This window comes from Nonomuraea terrae (genome assembly GCF_044465245.1).
Classification (GTDB): Bacteria; Actinomycetota; Actinomycetes; order Streptosporangiales; family Streptosporangiaceae; genus Nonomuraea; species Nonomuraea terrae.
Map to the genome: position 1 here is coordinate 1,008,863 of NZ_JBITLL010000005.1, position 23,891 is coordinate 1,032,753.

Annotated in this window: 23 protein-coding genes; 14 read left to right on the plus strand and 9 right to left on the minus strand. The window is 72.6% G+C overall.

Annotated elements, in window-relative coordinates; genetic code table 11:
• The first annotated feature begins 49 nt into the window (after positions 1-49).
• The 3 genes from ACIBP6_RS28420 to ACIBP6_RS28430 are packed head-to-tail and all read left to right on the plus strand — an operon-like array spanning position 50 to position 2,237.
• A complete protein-coding gene (locus ACIBP6_RS28420) occupies positions 50-805 on the plus strand; it encodes a LamB/YcsF family protein (RefSeq protein ID WP_397056939.1) in 756 nt (251 codons plus the stop codon).
• Positions 802-1,410: an allophanate hydrolase subunit 1 gene (locus ACIBP6_RS28425; protein ID WP_397056940.1), complete on the plus strand. Its 609-nt coding sequence runs from the start codon at positions 802-804 to the stop codon at positions 1,408-1,410. Before ACIBP6_RS28420 ends, ACIBP6_RS28425 begins: the two co-directional genes overlap by 4 nt.
• Positions 1,407-2,237 (plus strand): biotin-dependent carboxyltransferase family protein, encoded by an 831-nt coding sequence (locus ACIBP6_RS28430; RefSeq protein WP_397056941.1) that lies wholly within the window; start codon positions 1,407-1,409, stop codon positions 2,235-2,237. The genes ACIBP6_RS28425 and ACIBP6_RS28430 overlap by 4 nt, the downstream gene beginning before the upstream one ends.
• A 3-nt stretch (positions 2,238-2,240) precedes the next feature.
• Here the strand turns inward: ACIBP6_RS28430 and ACIBP6_RS28435 are convergent, their stop codons facing one another.
• From ACIBP6_RS28435 to ACIBP6_RS28445, 3 genes are read right to left on the minus strand one after another with little or no spacing between them, the layout of a single operon-like run.
• Positions 2,241-3,071, minus strand: coding sequence for a PhzF family phenazine biosynthesis protein (locus tag ACIBP6_RS28435; RefSeq protein WP_397056942.1), 831 nt, complete (start codon positions 3,069-3,071; stop codon positions 2,241-2,243).
• Positions 3,072-3,089: 18 nt separating this feature from the next.
• Positions 3,090-3,755 (minus strand): DoxX family protein, encoded by a 666-nt coding sequence (locus ACIBP6_RS28440; protein ID WP_397056943.1) that lies wholly within the window; start codon positions 3,753-3,755, stop codon positions 3,090-3,092.
• Positions 3,756-3,790: 35 nt separating this feature from the next.
• Positions 3,791-5,317, minus strand: a complete 1,527-nt coding sequence (locus tag ACIBP6_RS28445; RefSeq protein WP_397056944.1) for an MFS transporter — start codon at positions 5,315-5,317, stop codon at positions 3,791-3,793.
• A 241-nt stretch (positions 5,318-5,558) separates the two neighbouring features.
• Here ACIBP6_RS28445 and ACIBP6_RS28450 point away from each other — a divergent pair, with 241 nt between their 5' ends.
• The 7 genes from ACIBP6_RS28450 (at position 5,559) to ACIBP6_RS28480 (ending at position 16,313) form a co-directional block, all read left to right on the plus strand.
• Positions 5,559-7,286 (plus strand): tetratricopeptide repeat protein, encoded by a 1,728-nt coding sequence (locus ACIBP6_RS28450; protein ID WP_397056945.1) that lies wholly within the window; start codon positions 5,559-5,561, stop codon positions 7,284-7,286.
• Between the two features lie 12 nt (positions 7,287-7,298).
• On the plus strand, positions 7,299-8,195 hold the full coding sequence (locus tag ACIBP6_RS28455; RefSeq protein ID WP_397056946.1) for a haloalkane dehalogenase: 897 nt from the start codon (positions 7,299-7,301) through the stop codon (positions 8,193-8,195).
• 64 nt (positions 8,196-8,259) lie between these two features.
• Positions 8,260-10,611, plus strand: a complete 2,352-nt coding sequence (locus ACIBP6_RS28460; RefSeq protein ID WP_397056947.1) for an AAA family ATPase — start codon at positions 8,260-8,262, stop codon at positions 10,609-10,611.
• 82 nt (positions 10,612-10,693) lie between these two features.
• On the plus strand, positions 10,694-11,680 hold the full coding sequence (locus ACIBP6_RS28465; protein ID WP_397056948.1) for an ABC transporter permease: 987 nt from the start codon (positions 10,694-10,696) through the stop codon (positions 11,678-11,680).
• Positions 11,677-12,588 carry an ABC transporter permease gene (locus ACIBP6_RS28470; protein ID WP_397056949.1) on the plus strand — a complete coding sequence of 304 codons (912 nt, stop codon included), beginning with the start codon at positions 11,677-11,679 and terminating at the stop codon, positions 12,586-12,588. Before ACIBP6_RS28465 ends, ACIBP6_RS28470 begins: the two co-directional genes overlap by 4 nt.
• The gene (locus tag ACIBP6_RS28475; protein ID WP_397056950.1) at positions 12,585-14,603 is read left to right on the plus strand and encodes a dipeptide ABC transporter ATP-binding protein; all 2,019 of its coding nucleotides are present in this window, start codon (positions 12,585-12,587) and stop codon (positions 14,601-14,603) included. The genes ACIBP6_RS28470 and ACIBP6_RS28475 overlap by 4 nt, the downstream gene beginning before the upstream one ends.
• An 18-nt stretch (positions 14,604-14,621) precedes the next feature.
• On the plus strand, positions 14,622-16,313 hold the full coding sequence (locus ACIBP6_RS28480) for an ABC transporter family substrate-binding protein (protein ID WP_397056951.1): 1,692 nt from the start codon (positions 14,622-14,624) through the stop codon (positions 16,311-16,313).
• Here ACIBP6_RS28480 and ACIBP6_RS28485 read toward each other — a convergent pair.
• The 3 genes from ACIBP6_RS28485 to ACIBP6_RS28495 form a co-directional block, all read right to left on the minus strand.
• A complete protein-coding gene (locus ACIBP6_RS28485; RefSeq protein WP_397056952.1) occupies positions 16,274-16,612 on the minus strand; it encodes an MmyB family transcriptional regulator in 339 nt (112 codons plus the stop codon). The two genes, ACIBP6_RS28480 and ACIBP6_RS28485, sit on opposite strands and share 40 nt — an antisense overlap.
• Positions 16,613-16,697: 85 nt before the next feature.
• Entirely contained in the window at positions 16,698-16,949 is a 252-nt protein-coding gene (locus ACIBP6_RS28490) for a hypothetical protein (protein WP_132620510.1), read from the minus strand.
• 84 nt (positions 16,950-17,033) lie between these two features.
• On the minus strand, positions 17,034-18,128 hold the full coding sequence (locus ACIBP6_RS28495) for an MFS transporter (RefSeq protein WP_397056953.1): 1,095 nt from the start codon (positions 18,126-18,128) through the stop codon (positions 17,034-17,036).
• A gap of 404 nt (positions 18,129-18,532) precedes the next feature.
• On the opposite strand from ACIBP6_RS28495, the gene ACIBP6_RS28500 reads away from it, so the two are divergent.
• Positions 18,533-18,976: a carboxymuconolactone decarboxylase family protein gene (locus tag ACIBP6_RS28500; protein ID WP_397056954.1), complete on the plus strand. Its 444-nt coding sequence runs from the start codon at positions 18,533-18,535 to the stop codon at positions 18,974-18,976.
• Positions 18,977-19,301: 325 nt separating this feature from the next.
• Positions 19,302-19,469 (plus strand): hypothetical protein, encoded by a 168-nt coding sequence (locus ACIBP6_RS28505; protein WP_397056955.1) that lies wholly within the window; start codon positions 19,302-19,304, stop codon positions 19,467-19,469.
• Positions 19,470-19,498: 29 nt separating this feature from the next.
• Here the strand turns inward: ACIBP6_RS28505 and ACIBP6_RS28510 are convergent, their stop codons facing one another.
• Positions 19,499-20,119, minus strand: coding sequence for a pyridoxamine 5'-phosphate oxidase family protein (locus ACIBP6_RS28510; protein ID WP_132620504.1), 621 nt, complete (start codon positions 20,117-20,119; stop codon positions 19,499-19,501).
• A gap of 118 nt (positions 20,120-20,237) precedes the next feature.
• Between ACIBP6_RS28510 and ACIBP6_RS28515 the strand changes: the two genes are divergently transcribed.
• A complete protein-coding gene (locus ACIBP6_RS28515) occupies positions 20,238-21,080 on the plus strand; it encodes an alpha/beta fold hydrolase (RefSeq protein ID WP_397057092.1) in 843 nt (280 codons plus the stop codon).
• On the opposite strand, the gene ACIBP6_RS28520 is transcribed toward ACIBP6_RS28515, so the two are convergent.
• Both ACIBP6_RS28520 and ACIBP6_RS28525 read right to left on the minus strand, forming a co-directional pair.
• The gene (locus ACIBP6_RS28520) at positions 21,081-22,166 is read right to left on the minus strand and encodes a PrsW family intramembrane metalloprotease (protein WP_397056956.1); all 1,086 of its coding nucleotides are present in this window, start codon (positions 22,164-22,166) and stop codon (positions 21,081-21,083) included.
• A 59-nt stretch (positions 22,167-22,225) separates the two neighbouring features.
• The gene (locus tag ACIBP6_RS28525; RefSeq protein WP_397056957.1) at positions 22,226-23,437 is read right to left on the minus strand and encodes an amidohydrolase; all 1,212 of its coding nucleotides are present in this window, start codon (positions 23,435-23,437) and stop codon (positions 22,226-22,228) included.
• 37 nt (positions 23,438-23,474) lie between these two features.
• Between ACIBP6_RS28525 and ACIBP6_RS28530 the strand changes: the two genes are divergently transcribed.
• Positions 23,475-23,873: an ester cyclase gene (locus tag ACIBP6_RS28530; protein WP_397056958.1), complete on the plus strand. Its 399-nt coding sequence runs from the start codon at positions 23,475-23,477 to the stop codon at positions 23,871-23,873.
• Positions 23,874-23,891: the final 18 nt, after the last annotated feature.

Genomic DNA, 23,891 nt, shown 5'->3' on the forward strand with positions numbered 1-23,891 from the left:
TAGCGGGTGTGCGTCGCGCCGAGGGCTCACCTGCGGCCATGATGGAGCCATGGTGATCGACCTGAACGCGGACCTCGGCGAAGGCTTCGGCATCTGGCGGCTCGGTGACGACCTCGCCCTGCTCGACGTCGTCACGAGCGCCAACGTCGCCTGCGGCTTCCACGCCGGCGACCCGGTGACGATCAGGCGCACGTGCGCGGCGGCCGTCGACCGCGGCGTGACGATCGGCGCGCAGGTGTCCTATCGCGACCTGGCGCACTTCGGGCGCAGGGAGATGGACGTCGAGCCCGAGGAGCTGTGCGCGGAGGTGCTCTACCAGCTGGCCGCCGTCGACGGCATCGCCAGGGCGATGGGCGGGCGGGTCTCGTACGTCAAGCCGCACGGCGCGCTCTACAACCGGATCGTCCGCGACGAGGTCCAGGCGGCGGCGGTGATCGGCGCGGTGGCCGACTACGACCCCTCGCTGCCGGTCCTCACGCTGCCCGGGTCGGTCGTGCACAAGGTGGCCGCGGCCGAGGGCGTGCCGACGGTGAGCGAGGCGTTCGCCGACCGGGCCTACACGCCGCAGGGCACCCTGGTGCCGCGCCGGGAGCCAGGCGCGGTCGTCCACGACCCGGCGGCGGTGGCCGCGCGGGCCCGTCAGATGGCCGTGGAGCGCCGCGTGACGGCCGTCGACGGGAGTTCGGTGCCGGTCCCGGCCCGTTCGCTGTGCGTCCACGGTGACACGCCTGACGCGGTCCGGCTGGCGCGGGAGGTGCGCGACGCGCTGCTGGCGGCCGGAGTGGTCCTGCAGGCGTTCGCGTGATCCGGACGGCCGGTGAGCACGGGCTGCTCGTGGAGACCGGGTCGCTGGAGGCCTCCCACCGGCTGGACGCGGCGCTGCGGGCCGAGCGGCCGGAGGAGGTCGTGGAGATCGTGCCGGGGCCCGAGACCGTGCTCGTGGTGGCGCCCGGCGCCGACCGCGAGCGGCTGCGGGCGCGGCTGTCGTCCCTGGCGGACCAGGTACGCGCGGGGGCGGGGATGACCGACGGGCCGGTGGTCACGATCCCCGTGGTCTACGACGGCGCCGACCTGGAGTCGGTGGCCTTGCTGGCGGGCCTGCCGGTGGAGGAGGTCATCGCCCGGCACAGCGGGCGGGAGCTCGTGGTGGGGTGGCTCGGGTTCGCGCCGGGGTTCGCCTATCTGACCGGGCTCGACCCGGTGCTGCACATGCCGCGGCTGGACACGCCGCGCACCTCGGTGCCCGCCGGGTCGGTGGCCGTGGCCGGGCCCTACTCCGCGGTCTACCCGACGGCCTCGCCGGGCGGGTGGCGGCTGCTCGGGCGCACCTCGACACCGGTGTGGGACGTGAGCGCCGACCCGCCGTCGCTGTTCCGGCCGGGCATGCGCGTACGGTTCGAGCCCGCGTGATCGAGGTGGTGGCGCCCGGTCCTTACGCGACCGTGCAGGATCTGGGCCGCCCGGGTCTGGCGCACCTGGGGGTGCCGTGCTCGGGAGCGGCCGACGCGCCGAGCCTGCGGCTGGCCAACCGGCTCGTCGGCAACCCCGAGGGGTTGGCGGGCGTGGAGCTGACGTTCGGGATGGCGCGGCTGCGCTTCCACGACGCGGCGTGGGTGGCGCTGGCGGGCGCGCCCCTGGCGTCGGGGGCGGACATGGGGGCGCCGTTCTGGGTGCCGGCGGGCGCGGAGCTGCGGCTCGGGCCGCCGGCGTGGGGGCTGCGCACCTACCTGGCCGTACGCGGCGGGATCGAGGTCGAGCCGGTGCTCGGCAGCCGCTCCACCGACTCGCTGTCCGGGCTGGGGCCGGCGCCGTTGCGGCCGGGCACGCTGCTGCCGGTCGGGCGGCCCCTGGGCGAGATCTCGGCCGACCTGGCGCCGCCGCCGGGGCCGCGGCCGGCCGTGCTGCGGATCCTGCCGGGGCCGCGCGACGACTGGTTCGCGCCCGGGGCGCCGGCCGGGCTGTGCGCGCGGCCGTACACCGTGACGCAGGACAGCAACCGCGTCGGCGTGCGGCTGCGCGGGCCCGAGGTGGTGCGCGCCCGCCGGGGTGAGCTGCCGAGCGAGGGCATGGTGCTCGGCGCGGTGCAGGTGCCGCCGAGCGGGCAGCCGATCGTCTTCCTCGCCGACCACCCGCCGACGGGCGGCTATCCGGTGATCGGGGTGGTGCGGGCCGCGGACGTCCCGGTCGCGGCACAGCTGCGGCCCGGCGACGAGGTGCGGTTCACGCTGCGGGGCTGAGGCTCACAGCTCGACGTGGCCGCCGACACAGGTGACGACGGAGCCGCCCACCCAGACGTCTCCCTGGTCGTCGGCGAAGACGCGGACGCGTCCGGCCCGTCCGACGACCGTGCCCTGCGAGGCCACGTACGGCGCCCGCGCCCGGCCCGTGCGCAGCAGCCACTGCCCGAGTGCGGCGTTCAGGCTGCCGGTCACCGGGTCCTCGACGGTGGAGCCGCGGTGCGGAAAGAACGCCCGCACCTCGAAGGCGTACGGCGACCCCTCCGGGTACGGACCCGCCACGCCCACGTCCACGGGCACCCGGCCGGGCCGCAGCGCCAGCACCGACTCGGCGTCCCTCAGCAGCACGCCGACCCAGCCGGGCCCGTTGTCGGCCCACTCGGCGTCCACGACGTCACCGCGGGCGATCCCCAGCGAGGCGGCGATCCGTTCGAGGAGCTCCTCCTCCACAGGGCCGGAGCGCACCAGCGGCGGCGCGTGGAAGGCGGGCCCGTCGTCCGTCAGGCGCAGGGTCACCAGGCCGGCGCCGCACTCCTGCACGACCACCCCGTCCGTACGCGGCTTGCCCCCTGCCTCCAGCCAGGCGTGGCAGGACCCCAGGGTGGGGTGGCCGGCGAAGGGCAGCTCCGTCTCGGGGGTGAAGATGCGCACCCGGTAGTCGGCCTGCGGGGTCGTCGGCGGCAGGAGGAAGGTGGTCTCGGACAGGTTCGTCCAGGCGGCGAACCGCTGCATCTCCTCCGTGCTCAGCTCGTCGCCGTCGAGGACGACGGCGAGCGGGTTGCCGAGGTACGGCGTGGCGGTGAACACATCAACCTGGGTGAAAGGCCGCTTCATGGAACGGAGTCTGCCAGGTCAGTCGGTCGTGGTGCGGCGGCTGCGCGACGACGGCTTCTTGCGGCCGGCCACCAGCGTGTCGCCTGGCGCGGTGGCGGGCTCCTCGGCGGTCTTCGCCTCGACGGTCTTGGCCTCGCCTCCGGAAGCGCGCGGGCGGGGGTGCGGCGCGGTGTCCGCCGCGGGCTCCGGCTCCTTCGCGGGCGCGTCGCCGGCGGGCTTGTCGGGCTCCTTGAACGACGCGATGACGCGGTCGGCCTCGGTGTCGGCGGCGAACTCGTCGGCGGCCTCCGACTCCCTGCGCCGGATCACCACCATGTGGTCGACGGAGACGCGGCCCGCGCCGACCACGGCGAGCAGCAGGGAGGCCGCACCGAGCAGGATGAGCTCGTTCAGGCTTATGGGGTTGAGCGGCGGGGCCACCAGGAAGACCGCCAGCGCCTCGGCGAAGAGCACGAGGCCGGTGACCGAGACGGCGAGGCCCGCGATGAGCAGCGCCCCGCCGATGAGCTCGGCGAGCATGGTGACGGTGGCCCAGGCGCCGGGCGCGGGGGCGCCCTGTTCGAGGAACTTGGCTCCGGTGATCTTCAGTCCGTCTTCGAGCTTGGCCCAGCCGTTGGCGAAGAAGATGCCGCCGACGCCTAGGCGAGCGACTAATGCGGCGAGATCACGAAGGGCCTGCTTCACGGTATTTGTCTGCCCTATTCGGGACATGGCACACCTCAATCACGGCTGAGCAGCATGGCCACCACGGCGGCGGTCAGACTGAGCAGGACGACGCTCACGACCACGGTCGTGTGCAGGGCATTGACGAAGGCCCACCGGGCGGCGTCGAGCAGCGCGCCGCCCGTGGCGCCGCCGATCTCGTCGGCGACGTGCGCGGCGGCGGCCAGCGACTGCCTGGCCTGGTCCATGCCGCCGGCGGGCACTCCGGGCACGGCGGGCAGTCCGGGGGCGTACGCGAGGGCGGTGACCGTGCCGAGCGCGGCCACGCCCAGCCCGGCGCCCAGCTCGTACGCGGTCTCCTCGATGGCCGCGGCCCCGCCCGCCCGGGACTCGGGCACCGACGCCATGATCGTGTCGGAGGCGGCCAGCAGCGCGACCTGCACCCCGAACCCGATGCCGACAAAGCACACCGCCAGCATCACGGGATGACCCTCGACGCCCCACGTCAGGGTGGGGGTCAGGGCGAGGGCGACGAGCGCGAGGCCGCCGCTCATGGTGGCCCGCAGGCCGATCCTCGGCAGGACGCGGGCCGCGGCGAGCCCGCCGATCACGGCCGAGATCACCAGCGGCAGCATCCGCAGCGCGGCCCGCACGGGGCTGTCACCGAGCACGAGCTGCAGGTACTGGGCGAGCATGAGCTGCAGGCCCACCAGCGCGAACACGCCGAGCAGCACGCCCAGCACCCCGGTGGTGAACGCGCGCCGCCGGAACAGCCCGACGTCCAGGAACGGCACGGCCAGCCGGCGCTGACGGCGGACGAACGCGGCCAGCAGGGCGAGCCCCGCGAGGAACACCAGCGTGGCCGCCCACAGCGGCATCAGGCTGCCCGAGCCGGCCTCCTTGAGCCCGAACGCCAGCGCCAGGACGCCGAGCACCGACAGCACGGCGCTGACGGCGTCCCACGGCCGGCCCCCGCGCACCGGCGACTCCGGCAGCAGCCGGACGGCGGCGGGCAGCAGCGCCAGCAGGATCGGCACGTTGACGAGGAAGACCGCGCCCCACCACAGGCCGACCAGCAGGCCGCCGGCGAGGGGGCCCACGGCGGCGCCGGCCGCCGCCACCGCGCTCCAGACGCCCAGCGCGACGGCGCGCTCGCGCCGGTCGGTGAACACCTCGCGGATGAGCGACAGCGTGGCCGGCATGATCATGGCGCCGCCCACGCCGAGCAGCGCCCTGGCCAGGATCAGGGTGAGCGGGGTCGGCGCGAACGCGGCCGCGGCCGAGGCCAGGCCGAAGAGCACGAATCCCGCCAGGACGAGCCGCTTGCGGCCGTATCTGTCGCCGAGCGTGCCGAACACGACCAGCAGCGGCGCGACCACCAGGGAGTAGACGTCGATGATCCACAGCAGCTGCACCGCGGACGGCTCCAGCGCGGCGGTCAGCGCGGGCACCGCGATGTGCAGGACGGTCGCGTCCACCGTGATCAGCAGCAGACTGAGGCAGAGGATGACCAGGATGGGCCAGCGGTCGGGGTGCCCCCGTTCGGCAGTCCGTACGAGGGGTGCGGACTGTGTGACGGTCATGGCCCTCCCTGCGGGCCGATCCGTGTCACAGGGCCCGCGCGTGCGTGGTCGGCGGCGGCGGAACCGTGCTGCATGTCGTCGCCGCCGGCTCCGGCGCTCCCGGCTTGCGTGGCAGCTTAGGCCATGGCGCGCGCCGGTGAGAGCGGTATCGGCCGATCCGCGACGCCGCATACCTCTCTAGAGAGATACAGCCATATGTCGAGATCTATCCAAGATTCGCTGGCCAGCCGATCATGGACGCGTGCGGACCGATCCAGACGGCACTGACGGCGACGACTCCGACCGATCCGCACGCGAATGGTGTGACGAGGCCCTGACCAGGCTGAACGCCGGCCGCCCCGACTCGGCGCTGGAGGCGGCGCGCCGGGCCGCGGACCTCGATCCGGCCGCCGAGTGGCCGCACCGGCTCATCAGCCTCGCCCACGAACGCCTCGGCCGCGACGCCGACGCCGTGCCGTTCGCCGAGCGGGCCGTGGACCTGGCGCCCGGCTCGTGGCCGGCCCGGCTGCGCCTGGCCGCGGCGCTGCGCCGGATGCCGGGCCGCTGGGCCGAGGCGGTCGCGCACGCCACGCTGGCCGCGAAGTTCGCACCCGAGCAGCCGGCGCCCGAGGTCATGCTGGGCGACCTGGCGCTGCTGCGCGGCGAGCACGCCGGCGCCGAACGCCGCTACCGGGCCGCGCTCACCCTCGACCCCGGACACCCGCAGGCCTGGGTGAACCTGGCCCTGGCCCTGCTGCGCTGGGAGCGTCCCCGCCCGCACCACGACCCGGCCTGGCCGATCGGCCCGCGCGAGACCGGCCGGGCCAGGCGGGCGCTGGAGGTCTGGTCGCGGCAGGCCCGGTTGCTGGTCGCGGTGGCCACGGTGGCGGTCGCGGCCTGCGCCTTCCTGCTGGACCTCGGCGCCCAGGCGCAGATCGGCGGGTTCGCCGTGCTGGCGCTGCTGGTGCCCCTCACGGTCCGGCACGCGCGGCGGGTCGGCCTCTGGTCGTACGTGCCGGCGATGTTCGGCCGGGATCCCTGGCTCGGGGCGGACGTGGTGTCGGCGGCGGTGGCGGTGGCCGCGTACGCCGCCTGGCTGGTGCTGGCCGCGGTGCCGTCCGCGCTGGACCCCGTCTGGGCCGGGCTGGCGGGGATCGCGGTGCTGGGCTGGCCGGCGCTGGCGGCCGTACGGGCGCTGGCCGAGACGTGGCGGGGACGTCCGCTGCGGGCGCTCGCCGAGACGGCGCCGGCGACCGCGGCCGAGCGGACGGCGCGGCGGAACGCGGGCGTGGCGCTGTGGATCGTGCTCGGCCGGACGTGGTCGGCGCTGGTCATGGTGGCGGCCGGGGCGCTGGTGGCGGAGCCGCGGGCGGCCGTGGCGGCGGTGGCGGTGCCGTACCCGATGGTGCGGGGCTACCTGCGCGCCCGGCACCGCGGTGACCTGCCCCTGCGCGCCGCGGCGGGGCTGGTGGCACTGGCCGGGCCGGCCTGCGCGGCGGGCGGGCTGCTGGGGTCGGCGTGGGCGTGGCGGATCGGGCTCGGCGCGCTCGGCCTGGTGGTGCCCGTCTTCGCGGTACGGGCCGCGCGCGCGTGGTGGCGCGGCGGCCCAGGGCCGTGGCGCTCGTCGCTGCTGATGTGCGACCTGCCGGTGGGCGGCGAGCCCTCGGTCGACCTGGACCCCGAGGTGCGCCAGGCCTTCTCGTACGCCCGCGGCGTCGTCCTGTCCTACGGCGACCCCCTGGGGCCGCGGGTCGCGGGCGCGGTCGCCTCCGTGACGTCCTCGGGCGAGCTGCGCCTGATCGCCGAGGCCGCGGTGTGGGAGGCCGTCGAGGCGGACCCCAGGGTGGCGGTGTTCGCCTCCGACCCGCTGCAACGGCGCTTCTGGGTGGAGGTGCGCGGCGTCGCGCTGGCCGACGCCGACGTCCTGCGCGTCACGCCCAAGCAGGTGCAGGTCGGCGAGTTCCCCGGCCGCCACCAGCGGCGCGGGTGAGAGCATCGGTCCATGCGTTTCCTGCGCACCCCCGACGAGTGCTTCCGCGACCTGCCCGACTTCCCCTACGAGCCCCGTTACGCCGAGCTGCCCGGCGGCCCGCGCATGGCGTACGTCGAGGCCGGTCCCGCCGGCGGCGAGCCGGTCGTGCTGCTGCACGGCGAGCCCAGCTGGTCGTTCCTCTACCGCCACGTCATGCGGGAGCTGGCCGCGGCCGGGCTGCGGGCCATCGCGCCCGACCTGGTCGGGTTCGGCCGCTCCGACAAACCGGCCGACCCTGCCGACCACACCTACGCCCGGCACGTCGAGTGGACCCGCGCGCTGCTGTTCGACGCGCTCGGCCTCGACAGGGTCACCGTCGTGGGCCAGGACTGGGGCGGCCTGATCGGGCTGCGCATCGCCGCCGAACACCCGGAGCGCGTCGCCAGGATCGTGGCCGCCAACACGGGGTTGCCCACGGGTGACACTCCCATGCCCGAGGTGTGGCACCGGTTCAGGGCCGCCGTGGAGAACGCGCCCGTGCTCGACGTCGGCCGGCTGGTGCAGGCGGGCTGCCGGACCGCGCTGGCGCCGCGGGTGCGGGCCGCGTACGACGCGCCGTTCCCGGACGAGTCGTACAAGGCGGGGCCGCGGGCGATGCCCGGGCTCGTGCCGATCACCCCCGACGACCCGGCCGCGGCCGCCAACCGCGCTGCCTGGCGGATCCTCACCACGCTCGACCTGCCGTTCCTTGTGGCGTTCTCCGACGGCGACCCGATCACCGGCGGCATGGCGCCCCGGTTGCGGGCATCGATGGCCGGGGCGGCCGGCCTGCGGCATCCCGTCATCGAAGGCGCCGGGCACTTCCTCCAGGAGGACGCGGGCGCCGAGCTCGGCCGCCAGATCGCCGTTTTCGTGACCACCGCCTAGCGTGTCAGGTCCGCCCAATCGTCGGTCCGGTGCGGTATAACCGGGGGCGGACCGGGGAGGCGTGATGCGTGAGTCCGGCAGGGCCCAGGCCGCGGGGCGGGCCGCGGCGCGGGATCGGTTCGAGAAGGTTCGGCTGCGTTATTTCCAGACGCCCCCGGCGGTGCGCCGGGTGCTCTACGTGGTCGCCCTGGTGGGCGCGATGGGCGTGGGCGCGGCCCTGGGCTGGGATCTCCTGCAGACCTTCCCCCTGGTGCTCCTGCTGCTCGCCTTCGTCGCGCTGACCATGCGCTTCCCCCGCGCCGCCGCCACCGCGCTGGTGGTCGCGGGCTGGGTCGTGGTGGCGCTGCCGCTCTTCTCCACGCTCTTCCCGCCGGGCTCCGGCGCGGTCCACCTGATGGTGGCGCTGGCGCTGCCGGTGGCCGCCGCCGCCCACCTCATCCGCTGGGTGACGCCGTGGGTGACCACGCTGCTGGCGCTGCTGCCCGCGGCCGTGCTCGGCGCCGCCGTCTCGCCGCTGTCCCCCGACGCCTCGGTCTGGGTCGCCTGCGCCGCCTCCGCCGCCGTCCTGGTCCACCGCCTCGTGCTGGCCCGCCGGGCGCGCGCCGAGGTGGCCGCCGCCGAGGAGCAGCAGCTGCGCGTACGCGCCCGCGAGGGCAGGCCCGAGGCCCCGTCCGACAAGGCGGGCGCGCCGCCGCAGATCTCCGTCGAGGAGGCGCTCGCCGAGCTGGAGAGCATGATCGGCCTGGCCCCCGTCAAGGAGCAGGTGCGCTCGATCGCCGCCTCCATCGAGGCGTCCCGGCTGCGCGCCGAGGCCGGCTACACCGCCGGGCGGCCCACCCGCCACTTCGTCTTCGTCGGCCCGCCCGGCACCGGCAAGACCACCGTGGCCCGCGCCCTCGCCAAGATCTTCTACGCGTTCGGCCTGCTGGAGACCCCGTACGTGGTCGAGGCGCAGCGGGCCGACCTGGTCGGCGAGTTCCTGGGCGCGACCGCGATCAAGACCAACGAGCTGGTCGACCGGGCGCTCGGCGGCGTGCTGTTCATCGACGAGGCCTACAGTCTCATCAACTCCTCCGACGGCCAGCCCGACCGCTTCGGCGCCGAGGCCGTGCAGACCCTGCTCAAGCGGGCCGAGGACGACCGCGACCGGCTGATCATCATCCTGGCCGGCTACGAGCAGGAGATGGGCGCGTTCCTGACCAGCAACCCGGGCCTGGCCAGCCGGTTCGCCACGCGCGTGCGCTTCCCCGGCTACTCCCCCGCCGAGCTGGTCGAGGTCACCGAGCTGCTCCAGCGGCACAGGGGCGACACGATGGCCACCGACACCCGCAAGGTGCTGCTCGGCCTCTACGACGACGTCCACCGGCGCGGCCTGGTCGACGAGCTGGGCAACGCCCGTTTCGCCCGCAGCCTGGTCGAGGCCGCCGCCCAGGCCCGCGACGTGCGCGTGGTGGGCGCGGGCGGCACGCCGAGCACCCACGACCTGGTGACCACCACGACGCCCGACGTCACCAAGGCATTCGAGGGGCTGACCGCCCGCTTCCGCGGCTACATCGCCACGCCCACGCTGGAGGAGGCGCTGGCCGACCTCGACCGGATGGCCGGCCTCGCGCCGGTCAAGCGGCAGGTGCACGCGATCGCCGCGCAACTGCAGGTGGCCCGCATGCGGCAGGAGCGCGGGCTGCCCACCCCGCAGCAGATGCGCCACTTCGTCTTCGCCGGCCCGCCCGGCACCGGCAAGACGACGGTCGCCCGCGTGCTCGGCCGGGTCTTCTCCGCCCTCGGCCTGCTGGCCCGCCCCGACGTCGTCGAGGCGCACCGGGCCGACCTGGTCGGCCAGCACCTCGGCGCGACCGCGATCAAGACCAACGAGCTGGTCGACCGCGCCCTCGGCGGCGTGCTCTTCATCGACGAGGCCTACAGCCTGGCCAACCCCGGCTACCAGGGCGGCGACGCGTTCGGGGCGGAGGCCGTGCAGACCCTGCTCAAACGGGCCGAGGACGACCGCGACCGGCTCGTCATCGTGCTGGCCGGCTACGAACGCGAGATGGACGCCTTCCTCGCCACCAATCCCGGCCTGGCCAGCCGGTTCAACCAGCGGGTGGCCTTCCCCAGCTACAGCCCGGCCGAGCTGCGCGAGATCGCGGTGCTGCAGGCCGAGAAGTCGGGCGACAGGTTCGACGACGACGCCCTGAGCCGCCTCGACGAGGTCTTCGCGTACGTGTGCGAGCAGCGGCTGATCGACGGCCTCGGCAACGGCCGCTTCGCCAGGTCGCTGTTCGAGCGCGCGGCCATGCGGCGCGACGTGCGCCTGGCCGCCCACGCCACCCGCGGCGGCACCGCCAGCTCGGCCGACCTGACCACCATCACCAGCGACGACGTGCGCACCGCCGTCGACGAGCTCTCCGGCCGTTGACCTTATTTGAAGGTTCCCTGCGGCGCGTCCATCACATGGTGTAGCAATATGGCTACGTGCGGTGCGCGTCGGAAGGGGAGCGATGGCGGGGTTCCTGGTCCGCAGGTTGCTCAACTACGCCGTGCTCGTGACGGTCGCCGCCAGCCTCGCCTACCTGCTGGCCGCCGCGGCGCTCGACCCCCGCTCCAACTACGCCGACCGCACGCCGAAGCCCCCGCCGGCCGTGGTCGACGCGCAGCTCACCGCGCTCAACCTCAACGACAAGACGCCGCTGCTGCAGCGCTACGCCACCTGGGCGGGCGGCGTGCTGCGCGGCGACTTCGGCAAGACGGTGACGGGCGCCCCCGTCAACGAAGACCTCAAGCGCCGCATGGGCGTCACCTTCCGGCTGGTCATCGTGGGGCTGATCTGCGGCAGCCTGCTCGGGGTGCTCACGGGCGCGCTCGCGGCGGTGCGGCAGTACGGCTGGTTCGACCGGCTCACGACCGGGCTGTCCTTCCTGGTGCTCGCGGTGCCGGTGGTGGTGCTGGCCAACGTGCTCATCCTGGTCGCCACGTGGGCCAACGAGCACGTGTTCGGCCGCCACGTGTTCCTGGTCAGCGGCGAGTACAGCGACGGCCTGACCACCGGCTTCTGGGGCCACGTCGTCGACCGGCTGCAACACATGATCCTGCCGACGATCACGTTGTCGGTGGGGCTGATCGCCGTCTTCAGCCGCTACCAGCGCAACATGATGCTCGACGTGCTGGGCGCCGACTTCGTCCGTACGGCCAGGGCCAAGGGGCTGAGCAGGCGCAAGGCGCTGACCCGGCACGCGCTGCGCACGGCGCTGATCCCCGTGATGACGTACTTCGCGTTCACGTTCGGCGCGCTGCTGACGGGGGCCACGTTCACGGAGAAGATCTTCGGCTGGCACGGGCTGGGCGAGCAGCTGATCAACTCGATCTTCAGCAACGACGTCAACACCGTCGCCGCCATCTCGCTCCTCGCGGCCGTGGCCGTGCTGGCCGCCTCGCTCGCCTCCGACCTGCTGCACGCGGCGCTCGACCCGAGGGTGCGGGCCGGATGACGCTGTCGGAGGAGCAGCTGGCCGAGGAGCTCTCCGACGGCGCCGTCATGAGGGTGCCGTCGCGGGCGCGGGTGGTGGCGGCGCGGTTCTTCCGCTCGGCGCAGGGGCGGATCGGCTTCACGGTGCTCGCGCTGATGTTCCTGCTGGCGTTCGCGGGGCCGCTGGTCAGCCCGTGGTCGTACACCGACAAGGACTTCACCGCCTTCATGCAGCCGCCGTCGGCGCGCCACTGGTTCGGAACGCTCCAAACGGGCGCCGACGTGTTCGCGGTGACGCTGCGCGGCATGCAGAAGTCGCTCGTCGTGGGGCTGCTGGCGGCGCTGATCTCGACGGCGCTGGCGGCCGTGGTGGGGGCGTTCGCCGGTTACTTCCTGGGGTGGACCGACCGGACGCTGAGCTGGGTGACCGACCTGCTGCTCGTGCTGCCGGCGTTCCTGGTGCTGGCGATCCTGTCGCCGGTGTTCGGGCCGGGGCAGTGGGCGCTGTTCGTGATCATGCTGGCGCTGTTCCTGTGGATGGTCACCTCGAAGATCGTGCGCGGGATGGCGATCTCCGTGAAGCAGCGGGAGTTCGTCCAGGCCGCCCGTTACATGGGCGTGCCGCCGGTGCGGATCATCTTCCGTCACGTGATCCCCAACCTGTCGTCGCTGCTGATCGTGGACGCCACGCTCAACGTCAGCACCGCGATCCTCACCGAGACCTCGCTGTCGTACTTCGGGTTCGGCATCCAGCCGCCCGACGTGTCGTTCGGGACGCTCATCGCCGACGGCTCCAAGACGGCCGTCTACGCGCCGTGGACCTTCTGGTTCGTGGCGGGGCTGCTGGTCGTGACCGTGCTGGCGGTCAACCTCATCGGCGACGCGCTGCGCGACGCGTTCGACCCGTCGTCATCGAGGGGGCGGCGGTGAGCGAGCCGGTCCTGGAGGTCAGCGACCTGACCGTGTCGTTCGGCGACGTCCACGCCGTGCGGGGGGTGAGCTACGCGGTACGCCGCGGCGAGGTCCTCGGCATCGTGGGCGAGTCCGGCTCCGGCAAGTCGGTCACCTCGGCCGCGGTCATGGGCCTGCTGCCGCCGGGGGCACGCGTCACCGGCTCCGTACGCCTGCACGGCAGGGAGCTGATCGGCGCCCCCGAACGCGAGCTCAACTCCTTTCGCGGCAGGTCGATCGCGATGGTGTTCCAGGACCCGCTGTCGGCGCTCACGCCGGTCTACCGGGTGGGCGACCAGATCGCCGAGGCCGTCCGCGTGCACCAGCGGGTCAGCAAGGAGACCGCGCTGGTCAAGGCCGTCGAGCTGCTCGACCTCGTGGGCATCCCGCGCCCGTCGGAGCGGGCGCAGGCGTTCCCGCACGAGTTCTCCGGCGGCATGCGGCAGCGGGTGGTCATCGCGATGGCCATCGCCAACGACCCCGACGTGATCATCTGTGACGAGCCGACCACGGCGCTCGACGTCACCATCCAGGCCCAGGTGCTGGAGGTGCTGAAGCGGGCGCAGGCCAAGACCGGCGCCGCGATCATCATGATCACGCACGATCTCGGGGTGGTCGCCGGGTTCGCCGACCGGGTGATGGTCATGTACGCCGGCCGCCCCGTCGAGGTGGGCGCGGTGGACGACATCTACTACCGGATGCGGATGCCGTACACCGTGGGGCTGCTCGGCTCGGTGCCGCGGGTGGACCGGGGCGGGCGGCGGGCGCTGACGCCGATCGAGGGCAACCCGCCCTCCCCCGCCGCGCTGCCGCCCGGGTGCCCGTTCGCGCCCCGCTGCCCGTTGCGGATCGACGCCTGCGACGCGGGCGAGCCGCCGCTGTTCGAGGTCGGCGAGGGGCACCGCGCGGCGTGCATCCGCTGGCAGGAGGTGCGCCCGTACGAGGCACCGCCGGAGCCGGAGGAGGCGGCCGCGCCCCGGCCGCGCGGCGAGCGGACCGTGCTGGACGTGCGCGGCCTGGTCAAGGACTATCCGCTGTTCAAGGGGGCGGTGTTCAAGCGCCGGGTGGGCACGGTGCACGCGGTGGCGGGCGTCGACTTCGACATCCGCGAGGGTGAGACGCTGGGGCTGGTCGGCGAGTCCGGCAGCGGCAAGACCACCACGCTGACGCAGATCCTGGAGCTGACCGCGCCGCAGGAGGGCACCATCGTCGTGCTCGGCCACGACGTCACACGGCTCGACCGGGCCCGGCGCACCGCGATCAGGCGCGACATGCAGGTGGTCTTCCAGGACCCGCTGGCCGCTCTCGACCCGCGCATGACGGTCTACGACATCCTGGCCGAGCCGCTGCGCACGCACGGACGGCGCGACCCGGCCCGGCGGATCGCCGAGCTGCTCGACCTGGTCGGCCTGCACCCCTCCCACGCCGCCCGCCACCCGCAGAGCTTCTCGGGCGGGCAGCGGCAGCGCATCGGCATCGCCAGGGCGCTCGCGCTGGAGCCCCGGCTGCTGGTGCTGGACGAGCCCGTCTCCGCGCTCGACGTGTCGATCCAGGCGGGGGTGCTCAACCTGCTCGGCTCGCTGAAGGACCGGCTGGGGCTGTCGTACCTGTTCGTGGCGCACGACCTGGCCGTGGTGCGGCACATCGCCGACCGGGTGGCCGTGATGTACCTGGGCAGGATCGCCGAGATCGGCCGTGTCGGCGCCGTCTACGACGCTCCCGCGCATCCGTACACGCAGGCGCTGCTCTCGGCGATCCCGCTGCCCGATCCCGTACGCGAGCGCTCGCGTGAGCGGATCCTGCTCGAAGGCGACCTGCCCAGCCCGGCCGACCCTCCGTCGGGCTGCCGGTTCCGCACCAGATGCCCGAAGTTCCGGGGTGAGCTCACCGACGCCGAACGCCGGCTCTGCGTGGACGTCGAGCCCGAGGTGCGGCCCGTGGGCGAGGACCACGGTGCGGCCTGTCACTACGCCGAGAGCCGGGAAGTCGTCTGACCAGGAGGAATGCGTTCGATGAGAGCATCACGTCGTGTCGTGGCCGTCACGGTGACGGGGTCGCTGCTGCTGGCCGGCTGCGGCGACGGCCAGGGGGGCGCGCCCGGCGTCCAGGACGGCCCGGGCGACGAGCGTACGATCAAGGCGTACGACATCAATCCGCAGCCGCGCGAGAACGTCCAGGACGGCGGGACGCTGCGGTGGGGCATCAACGAGTTCCCCGCCCAGTGGAACCGCAACCACGTCGACGGCAACCTCGCGGTGGCCGCCTCGGTGAGCAACGCGCTGCTGCCGGGGCCGTTCGTGTCCGACGAGAAGGCGCAGATCTCCGTCGACCGCGACTACGTGCTGGACGCCAGGGTGACCGATCGGCGGCCGAAGCAGGTGGTGACGTACACGCTGAACCCGCGGGCGAAGTGGTCGGACGGGAAGCCGATCACGTGGGCCGACTACCAGGCGCAGTGGCAGGCGCTCAGCGGGCGCGACCCCGGCTACCGGATCGCCTCCTCGACCGGTTACCAGGACATCGAGAAGGTGGCCAAGGGCAAGGACGACTACCAGGTGGTGGTGACGTTCGCCCGGCCGTTCGGCGACTGGCAGTCGTTGTTCGGGCCGCTGCTGCCCGCCTCGACCAACAAGACCCCGGAGGCGTTCAACAACGCCTGGCTGAACAAGATCCCGGTGACGGCGGGGCCGTTCAAGTTCGGCGGATTCGACCAGACGGCCAAGACCATCACCCTGGTACGGGACGACGCGTGGTGGGGGCAGCGGGCCAAGCTCGACCGGATCGTCTACCGGGCGTCCGAGCAGGATTCCCTGATCGGCGCGTTCAGCAACGGCGAGCTGGACATCATCGACGTGGGGCCGTCCGCGCCCGACTACGCGCGCGCCAAGAACACGCCGGACGCGCAGGTCCGCCAGGCCGCCGGGCCCGACTTCCGGCATTTCACCTTCAACGGCTCCAGTGAGCTGCTGCGCGATCGCAACGTGCGCCAGGCCGTCCAGCTCGGCATCAACCGTCAGGCCATCGCGCAGTCCGACCTGCAGGGCCTCGACTGGCCGATCACGCTGCTGAACAACCACTTCTTCATGAACACGCAGGAGGGATACCAGGACAACGCGGGCGTGCTCGGCGTCTACAACCCCGAGAAGGCCAAGCAGATGCTGGACGCGGCCGGCTGGCGGCTGAGCGGCGCCGTCCGGATGAAGGGCGGCAAGCCGCTGGAGCTGCGGTTCGTGGTGCCGTCGGGGGTGCAGGTGAGCAAGGCGGAGGGTGAGCTGGCGCAGAGCATGCTCGCCCAGATCGGGGTGAAGCTCACCATCAGGTCCGTGCCCAGCGACGACTTCTTCACCAGGTACGTCATTCCTGGCAACTTCGACATCACGCCGTTCGCGTACATCGGGACGCCGTTCCCCGTGTCGAGCAGCTACGGCATCTACGCGAACGCCACGGACGGGCGGTGGAACGCGAACTTCGGGCGTACCGGGTCGGCGGCCATCGACGCGGCCATGAAGCGGGCGTCGCAGAGCCTGGACCCGGCGCGGGCCCGCGCGGCGACGAACGAGGCCGACCAGCTCATCTGGCAGGAGGTGAACGTGCTCCCGCTGTACCAGCGGCCGCAGAACGTGGCGGTCAAGGAGAGGCTGGCGAACGTGGGCGCGCGCGGCTTCTACGACCTCCAGTACGAGAACATCGGCTTTGTCCGCTGACCCGCCTCGCGGGTGTCCGCCAACGCCTGGAGATGTCGTACGGCCGACTGAGAGGCGACATCGGACTCCGGGATGAACACCTGCAGGACCTGGTCCGGGTCCTTGGGTGTCGTCACCGCCTCCACGTGGAAACGGATGCGGCCGACGACCGGATGTTCTACGACCTTCTTCTCGCGGACCACGCCGGTCGCCCCATGGCAGTCGTTCCAGAGTCCGGTGAACAGCTTCTCCGCTAGTACGACCGGGGAACCAGCGCCATGATCGTCCTTGGCGCCGACGGTTGTCCGTTCGTTCCTCAACCCCGTTCACTCGCCGCGTGGGCGCGTACCCTCCTGGCCGGCCGGCGAAATCAGGCCGGCCGGTCAGGCGCGGGCGCGATGAAGGTCAGGCCGAGGCGCCGGCTTTCACCCGGTCCACGAGGCCCTGGGTGCCCTCCTCGCGGGCGCAGTGGGCGCAGCAGAACCAGTGCTCGCCTGACTGCACCCCATGGCCGATGACCTTGGTGCCGCAGTGCTCACAGATGGGCGCCATCGCCTCGATCGCGCACTGGAAGCAGTCGAACGTGTGCACAGCCCCCTGCGCGTGCACCTCGAACGCCATGTCGTAGTCGTTGCCACACGTCTCACAGATCGCCATGGTGATCCCCTTCGCCGTTGATCCGCCGTCGGGATACCCCGTTCCATGGTCCCTTTTCCCCAAATGGGGGTTATATTCCGCCCGTTATGATCGTTCCACCAGAAATCGCGCCACGAGCGGCAGACCGAGCAGCCCGAGGACGGCCAGCGCGGCGGGCAGGCCGAGCCACCCGCTCAGCCCGGCCACGAGCAGCGGGCTCACCACGAAGCCGGTGTACGAGATCGTCGAGACGCCCCACACGAGCGTCCCGCTGGAGTCGCCGGCCGCCGCGTGGCTGAGCAGGGCGGGCACGATCGGGCCGAGCGCCAGCCCGGTCACCGCGAACCCGGCGATGGTGACCGGCACGCCGCCGCCCATGCCGGCCAGGGCGATGCCCGCGCCACCGCCCACCCCCGCCACCAGATACAACGTGCGCAGCCGCACCCGGGGCAGCGCCTGTGCGAGGAGCCGCCCGGCCGTCAGCGCCGCCATGTACGCCGCAGGCGCGGCGCTCGACACCAGGGGCGTCGCGCCGCGGTGCTCCTCCAGGAGCAGCACCGACCACTGCTCGACCGAGTTCTCGATCACCAGGACGCAGGCCGCCGGCGCCCCGAGCACGGCCGCCGTGCCCCACAGCCGCCGCCGTTCGGAGACCGCGGCCGGCTCCGGGAGCGCCCGGCCGAGCGGCAGCGCCACCAGGGTGAGGGACGCGGCGGCCACGACGAGGGCGATGAGCACGAGCACCGTGTCGACGCCCAGCCCGTACGAGCGGGCCAGGCCGGTGAGCGGGGCCGCCACGATGACCGTGAGCGGGAAGGTCGCGTGCACCGCCTGGAAGAGGCGGCGGCCGCTGTCGCGCTCGGCGCGCCCGGTGGCGAGGTTGAGCACGACGTCGAGGGCGCCACTGGTGGCCCCGACCAGCAGCAGGGCCAAGGCCAGCTGCCCGCCCGTGGCGGCGAGGCCGATGCCGGCGACGCTGAGCGCGAACAGGACGGTGGTCAACGCCAGCGCGGGCCGCTCCCGTCCGCGGGCCAGCCGCCCGGCCAGCGCCATCGCGGGCAGGGCCCCGACGGGCACGGCGCTCAGCGCGATCCCGAGGTCGGTGGCGGAGATGCCGACCTCCAGCTTGACGGCGGGGAGCAGGACCGACCACGACCCCCAGAACACGGCCCACACCGCGCAGACCGCGATCAACGGCATCCGTCCAGCCCTCCGTACGTCCGGTCAAGCACCCGTCAGATCCTCGTCGGCCGCCGGGCCCGGCGGCCGACATAGAGCAAGGATCACACCACCGTGATCCGCCACGTGGGGAAACCTCGTGGAGAACAGCGCCGATCGGGGGTAGGGGTCCGCTTACGGCACGCCGGGCCGCACGCCACCGGCCCCGGCGGGACCGCGCGACGGGATCCGCAGGGCCGGAATCCCTGACAACCGCAGAAGGACCAGAACAGGGAGCCCGGCCCGTCGGAAGGGCCCCAGAGGGAACGCAGAAGGAACGCAGTAGGAGCGCGGAAGAAAACTGCCGCCTTTCTCGCCGGGACTGTCACATCCGAGCCGCCTGTCCCGTCCTCCGTGTGCAACGACCCGAACTACGGAGGCATGTGATGACTCAGCGCGTCAACGTCGCCAAGCACGTCCCCGAGGCGTACCACCACTTTCTCGCCGTGGAGAAGCTGCTGCGCGACAGTGAGCTGCCGACCAGCACCATCGAGCTGGTCAAGCTGCGCGCCAGCCAGATCAACGGCTGCGGCTACTGCGTGGACATGCACAGCCGCGACATGAAGAAGGCCGGCGAGAGTGACGAGCGGCTCTGGTCGGTGGTCACCTGGCGGGAGGCCACGGTGTTCACGCCGGCTGAGCGGGCCGCGCTGGCGCTGGTGGAGGAGGCGACCCGGCTGGCCGATCGGGAGGCCGTGCCGGACGCGGTGTGGGAGCAGGCGGCCGAGCACTACAGCGAGCAGCAGCTCGCCCTGCTGCTCGTGTCCATCGCCATGATCAACGCTTGGAACCGCATCGGCGTCGCCGCCCGGCTCACGCCCGGAACGTGACGAGCCTGCCGGCCGAAATGCGTTGAGCGAGCCGGCCGGGGGCGGTTAGGTTGGCGCGCATGGCGGGTAATGAGCCCGCCATGCCGTCGCCAAGCAGTGCGGGCGCACCATCCGCGAAGGGGAAAGGGACGCGCTTCGGAAGGGGGACTCCAATGAAACGCGTCAGAGTCAGCAAGTCGGCCAAGCGACGCACGAGGCCTGTCATCGATCTCGACCTGCGGTCACCGGCGGGTCGCCAGCTTCCCTACTAGCGCGTTCCTTACACCGAACTTACGGGGGTATCTGTAAGTAACATTGGTAACAAGCACGTCACGGGGGGCTCACGATGAAGAGGTTTGTGGTGGTGCCGCGACATGCGGCCAGGCATAAGGTCCGCGACATCCGGTCGGCCGTCCGCCGCGAGCCACCCACGGATCCCAAGGTGATCGACCTGCGCGCCTACGCCGGGCGTAACGTCATCCGCTTCCCCGGCGGCCCGACCCCCGCAGCCTGAGGGCCGGGGCGCACGACGAGGCGGTCCGGTCAGCCGTAGAGGCGCCGGGCATACGCCTCGCCGTAGTACTTCTCGAGCTCCTCGAGGCTCTCCTCCACCGTCTGCACCTCCTTGACCAGCCTGGCGTGCGAAGGCAGCCCGTCAGGGGTCCAGGCATCGGGCTTCCACAGCGAAGAGCGCAGGAACGCCTTGGCGCAGTGGAAGAAGATCTGCTCGATCTCGACCACGAGCGCGAGGTGCGGGCGGTGGCCCTTCACGATCATCTCATCGAAGAACGGGGCATCGCGGACGAGCCGGGCGCGGCCGTTGACGCGGAGGGTCTCGTTGCGCCCCGGGATGAGGAAGATCAACCCGACGTGCGGATTTTTCAGGATGTTGAGGAATCCGTCCGCTCGGCGGTTCCCCGGCCGGTCCGGGATCGCGATCGTGGTGTCGTCGACGACGTGGACGAACCCGGCCGGGTCGCCCTTGGGCGAGACATCGCAGTTGCCCCGGTCGTCCGAGGTGGCGATGAGACAGAACGGTGAGGCCGCCAGCCACTGCCGATCGCGCTCGTGCAGGCGTACACGCTCTTTGGTGACCGCTCGCGGCATGACCTCGCCGAGCAGCTCGCGCAGCTCTGCCTCCGACCCGATCTCCGCCCAGCTCATCTGATCTCCCTTCGGGGTTTCCCCCATCTTGTCAGGAATCGGGGGAAGATCCGAAGGAGATTTCCGTTGGGCGGCCGGGCCGCCGGCCTCCGTCCGGGATGGGAGTGAGATCGTGACCATGTCCAGGATGGCCGACCTCAACGGCCTGCGGATGCACTACTTGATCGACGGCGAGGGCCCGCCGCTCGTGCTGCTGCACGGATGGCCGCAGACCTCCGCCTGCTGGCGGGGGATCATGCCCGCGCTGGCCGAGCGCTTCACCGTCGTCGCGCCCGACCTGCGCGGCTACGGCCGCACCGACAAACCCGCCGCCGGCTACGACAAACGTACGATGGCCGCCGACGTGCGGGCCCTCGCCCGTTCGCTGGGCCACGAGAAGGTCCTGCTCGCCGGGCACGACCGCGGCGCCAGGGTCGCCCACCGGTACGCCCTCGACCACCCCGGCGAGGTGGAGCGGCTGGTGGTCATGGACATCATCCCGACCCGCGAGATGTGGCTGCGCTACGACATGCGCTCGGGCCTGGCCGCCGGCACCTGGCACTGGACGTTCCACCTGCAGCCCGACCTGCCGGAGCTGCTCGCGGGCAAGGACGTGCGCGGCTACCTCGGCTACTTCTTCGAGAAGTGGACGGTGCAGCGTGCCCGGCTGGACGTCGAGGAGTACATGCGGGCGTTCGAGCAGCCGGGGGCGCTGCGGGCCGGGTTCGAGGACTACCGGGCCTCGTTCCCGTACGACGCCGAGCACGACGACGCCGACTGGGAGGCGGGCCGGCGGCTGGAGATGCCGCTGCTCGCGCTGTGGGGCGCGGCCGGGCTGCCCAGCAGGGTGCCGGTGCTCGACATCTGGCGCGAGTACGCCCGCGACGTACGGGGAGCCGAGATCCCCGACTGCGGGCACTTCCTGGCCGAGGAGCAGCCGGAGGCCGTGCTCGCGCACCTGCGCGAGTTCCTGCCGGGGTAGCTACCAGCGGCGGGTCAGCGCCATGGTCCTCAGGTGCTGGTCGCGCTCCAGCTGAAACCTGATCGGGTCGACGGCCTGCCGCTCGGCGCGTACGTGGAGCATGGTCAGCTCGGTGGCGGCCTGTTGGTAGTCGCTCATGGCGCGGCCGAGCCCGACCCGCCTGGCCCACTGGCGGGCCGCCTTGCGGGCGGGCAACGTGGTCAGCATCTGCACGTCGGCGGGGCTGATCACGCCGGTCGGCTCGTAGGCGGGCAGGTAGTAGCCCATCCGGGCGACGAGCTGGCGGCGTTCGAGCACGGTCACGACGACCAGCAGGACCAGCGCACCCATGATCACCAGGTAGGCGACGCCGAGCACACCGAGCGAGCCGGTGCTGGCGGCGCCGTTCCACAGGCCGTGCAGGAAGACCGCGGCCGCGTAGCCGAGCGGTATGGCGGCGTAGCGGGCGGGGGTTCTGTGGGTCAGCGCGTACGCGACGCCGAGGCCGATCATCGAGGTGTAGATCGGGTGGCCGAGGGGGTCGATCAGCCCGCGGACGACGAAGACCTGCACGGCGGCGCTGATGCCGTCCTGGTCGTAGGAGAGCAGGTAGTAGCCGACGTTCTCCACGGCGGCGAAGCCGAGGCCGGCCATGGAGGCGTACACGATGCCGTCGGTCAGGCCGTCGATCTCCATCCGCCGGCGCAGCAGGAGCAGCAGCGCCGAGCCCTTGAGCGCCTCCTCGACCACCGGGGCCAGCACGACGGTGCCGATGTACTCGACGGCCGCGCTGCCGTAGCCGGCCCGCAGGAAGAGCTGCTGGCCGGCCACGGTCAGCGCGACGCCGAGCACGATGGCCACCCCGGCGCCCCAGGCGAAGGCGAAGGCGAGGTGGAGCTTCGGCTCGGGTTCGAGCCTGTCGAGCGAGAGAACGGCCGCCAGCAGCACCGGAAGGGGCGCCACCGCCAGCAGCGCGGACAGGCCGAACCCGATGGGGCCGCCGGAGTAGAGCATGACGGCCAGCACGATCAGCGCGAGGACGCCGGAGACGACGAGGCCGACGAGCAGGGCCTTGCTGGGGCGCTGGGCGAGGGACGGTGCTGTCATGTTGGTGCCTCTCTTCCCGGCTGGTCCGCCCACTATGCGCCCGGCCCATCTACAGGCGCTTAACGGTCGCTTGATTCGCGGTAGTACGGATCCGCCACGACCGGCTCACCGTCGGCGTAGGTGTAGACCTCGCGGCCGGAGACGTACACCTTCAGCGCCCGGCTCATCACGTCCAGGGGGTCGCCCGACCAGATGACCACGTCACCGTCCAGCCCCGGCTTGAGCGCGCCCACCCGGTCGTCCAGGCCCATGATGCGGGCCGGGTTCACGGTGATCGAGCGCAGCGCGTCGGCCGGGTCGAGCCCCTCCTTGACCGCCAGCGTGGCCTGGTGGACGAGGAAGTGGATCGGCACGACCGGGTGGTCGGTGGTGATCGCCACCTCGACGCCGGCCCGCGCCAGGATGCCCGGGTTGCGCAGCGAGCGCTGCCGCAGCTCGACCTTGGAGCGGCTGGTGAACAGCGGGCCGATGATCACGGGAACGTTCCGCTCGGCCAGGGTGTCGGCCAGCAGGTGACCCTCGGTGCCGTGGTTGATCACGAGCCGGTAGCCGAACTCGCCGGCCAGCCTGAGCGCGGTGGCGATGTCGTCGGCCCGGTGCGTGTGCTGGCACCAGGGCAACTCGCCGTCCAGCACGCGGGCCAGGATCTCCAGCGTGCCGTCGCGGTCGAACGGCTTGCCCTCGGCCTCCGCGGCGGCCTTCTTGGCCGTGTAGTCCTGCGCCTTCATGAACGCGTCGCGGATCACCGCGGCGACGCCCTGCCGGGTGGACGGCAGCTTCTTCTGGTCGCCGTAGACACGCTTGGGGTTCTCGCCGAGGGCGCTCTTGACGCTGACCGGCTCCTTGAGCAGCATCTCGTCCACGGACCTGCCCCAGCACTTGATCGCGACCGTCTGACCGCCGATCGGGTTGCCGGAGCCGGGCTTGATCACCGCGGTCGTCACACCGCCCGAGAGCGCGTCGGCGAAAGCCAGGTCGGCCGGGTTGATGGCGTCGAGCGCGCGCAGGCGGGCGCCGTTGGGGTCGGTCATCTCGTTGGTGTCCTGGCCGGCCCAGCCCTCGGCCTCCTCGTGGACGCCGAGGTGCCCGTGGGCCTCGACGAAGCCGGGCAGCACCCAGCCGCCCGCGGCGTCCACGATCGGGGTGCCCTCGGGGACGGTCACGTCGCGGCCGACCGCGGTGATCTTCCCGTCCTGGATGAGCACGGTCCCGCCGTCGATGGGGTCGCCGTCGACAGGTACGACATATCCGCTGGTAATGGCAAGATTCATGACAAGTAACCTACAGGTCAGGGGGTAGGAGGCCGGAATGATCGCAGACCTCTACCGGCGTTGGCTGCTCGAGCTGTGGAACGGCGATTTCGACCTGGCGTACGAGCTGGTCACACCCGACTTCACCGGTCACTGGCCGGGCATGGACGTCTCCGGGCCCGGCGGGCTCGTCGAGGCGCTCCGGCAGGGACACGAGCCGTTCACGGACGTGACGGTTACCCTCGACGTGGGGCCGATCGTGGACGGCGACCTGGTATCGGCGCGCTGGACGTTCGGCGGCGCCTACCGGGGCGGCGTCCCGGGCGCGACCGTGGCGGAAGGCACCAGGATCGCTTTCAGCGGGCATGACATCCTGCGCGTCCGGGACGGCAGATTCGCCGAGTACTGGGTGATCTCCGACGGCCAGACGTTCAGCAGACAACTCGGTATAGGGTGACATTTCCCCATTTGGGCT

Bases quoted from the DNA above. Each gene is read 5' to 3' on its own strand.
- ACIBP6_RS28480 (WP_397056951.1), top strand. From the start codon at position 14,622: ATGAGAGCATCACGTCGTGTCGTGGCCGTCACGGTGACGGGGTCGCTG.
- ACIBP6_RS28510 (WP_132620504.1), bottom strand. From the start codon at position 20,119: ATGAGCTGGGCGGAGATCGGGTCGGAGGCAGAGCTGCGCGAGCTGCTC.
- ACIBP6_RS28530 (WP_397056958.1), top strand. From the start codon at position 23,475: ATGATCGCAGACCTCTACCGGCGTTGGCTGCTCGAGCTGTGGAACGGC.
- ACIBP6_RS28455 (WP_397056946.1), top strand. From the start codon at position 7,299: ATGCGTTTCCTGCGCACCCCCGACGAGTGCTTCCGCGACCTGCCCGAC.
- ACIBP6_RS28520 (WP_397056956.1), bottom strand. From the start codon at position 22,166: ATGACAGCACCGTCCCTCGCCCAGCGCCCCAGCAAGGCCCTGCTCGTC.
- ACIBP6_RS28465 (WP_397056948.1), top strand. From the start codon at position 10,694: ATGGCGGGGTTCCTGGTCCGCAGGTTGCTCAACTACGCCGTGCTCGTG.
- ACIBP6_RS28495 (WP_397056953.1), bottom strand. From the start codon at position 18,128: ATGCCGTTGATCGCGGTCTGCGCGGTGTGGGCCGTGTTCTGGGGGTCG.
- ACIBP6_RS28460 (WP_397056947.1), top strand. From the start codon at position 8,260: ATGCGTGAGTCCGGCAGGGCCCAGGCCGCGGGGCGGGCCGCGGCGCGG.
- ACIBP6_RS28525 (WP_397056957.1), bottom strand. From the start codon at position 23,437: ATGAATCTTGCCATTACCAGCGGATATGTCGTACCTGTCGACGGCGAC.
- ACIBP6_RS28500 (WP_397056954.1), top strand. From the start codon at position 18,533: ATGACTCAGCGCGTCAACGTCGCCAAGCACGTCCCCGAGGCGTACCAC.
- ACIBP6_RS28515 (WP_397057092.1), top strand. From the start codon at position 20,238: ATGTCCAGGATGGCCGACCTCAACGGCCTGCGGATGCACTACTTGATC.
- ACIBP6_RS28435 (WP_397056942.1), bottom strand. From the start codon at position 3,071: ATGAAGCGGCCTTTCACCCAGGTTGATGTGTTCACCGCCACGCCGTAC.
- ACIBP6_RS28445 (WP_397056944.1), bottom strand. From the start codon at position 5,317: ATGACCGTCACACAGTCCGCACCCCTCGTACGGACTGCCGAACGGGGG.
- ACIBP6_RS28505 (WP_397056955.1), top strand. From the start codon at position 19,302: ATGAAGAGGTTTGTGGTGGTGCCGCGACATGCGGCCAGGCATAAGGTC.
- ACIBP6_RS28470 (WP_397056949.1), top strand. From the start codon at position 11,677: ATGACGCTGTCGGAGGAGCAGCTGGCCGAGGAGCTCTCCGACGGCGCC.
- ACIBP6_RS28420 (WP_397056939.1), top strand. From the start codon at position 50: ATGGTGATCGACCTGAACGCGGACCTCGGCGAAGGCTTCGGCATCTGG.
- ACIBP6_RS28490 (WP_132620510.1), bottom strand. From the start codon at position 16,949: ATGGCGATCTGTGAGACGTGTGGCAACGACTACGACATGGCGTTCGAG.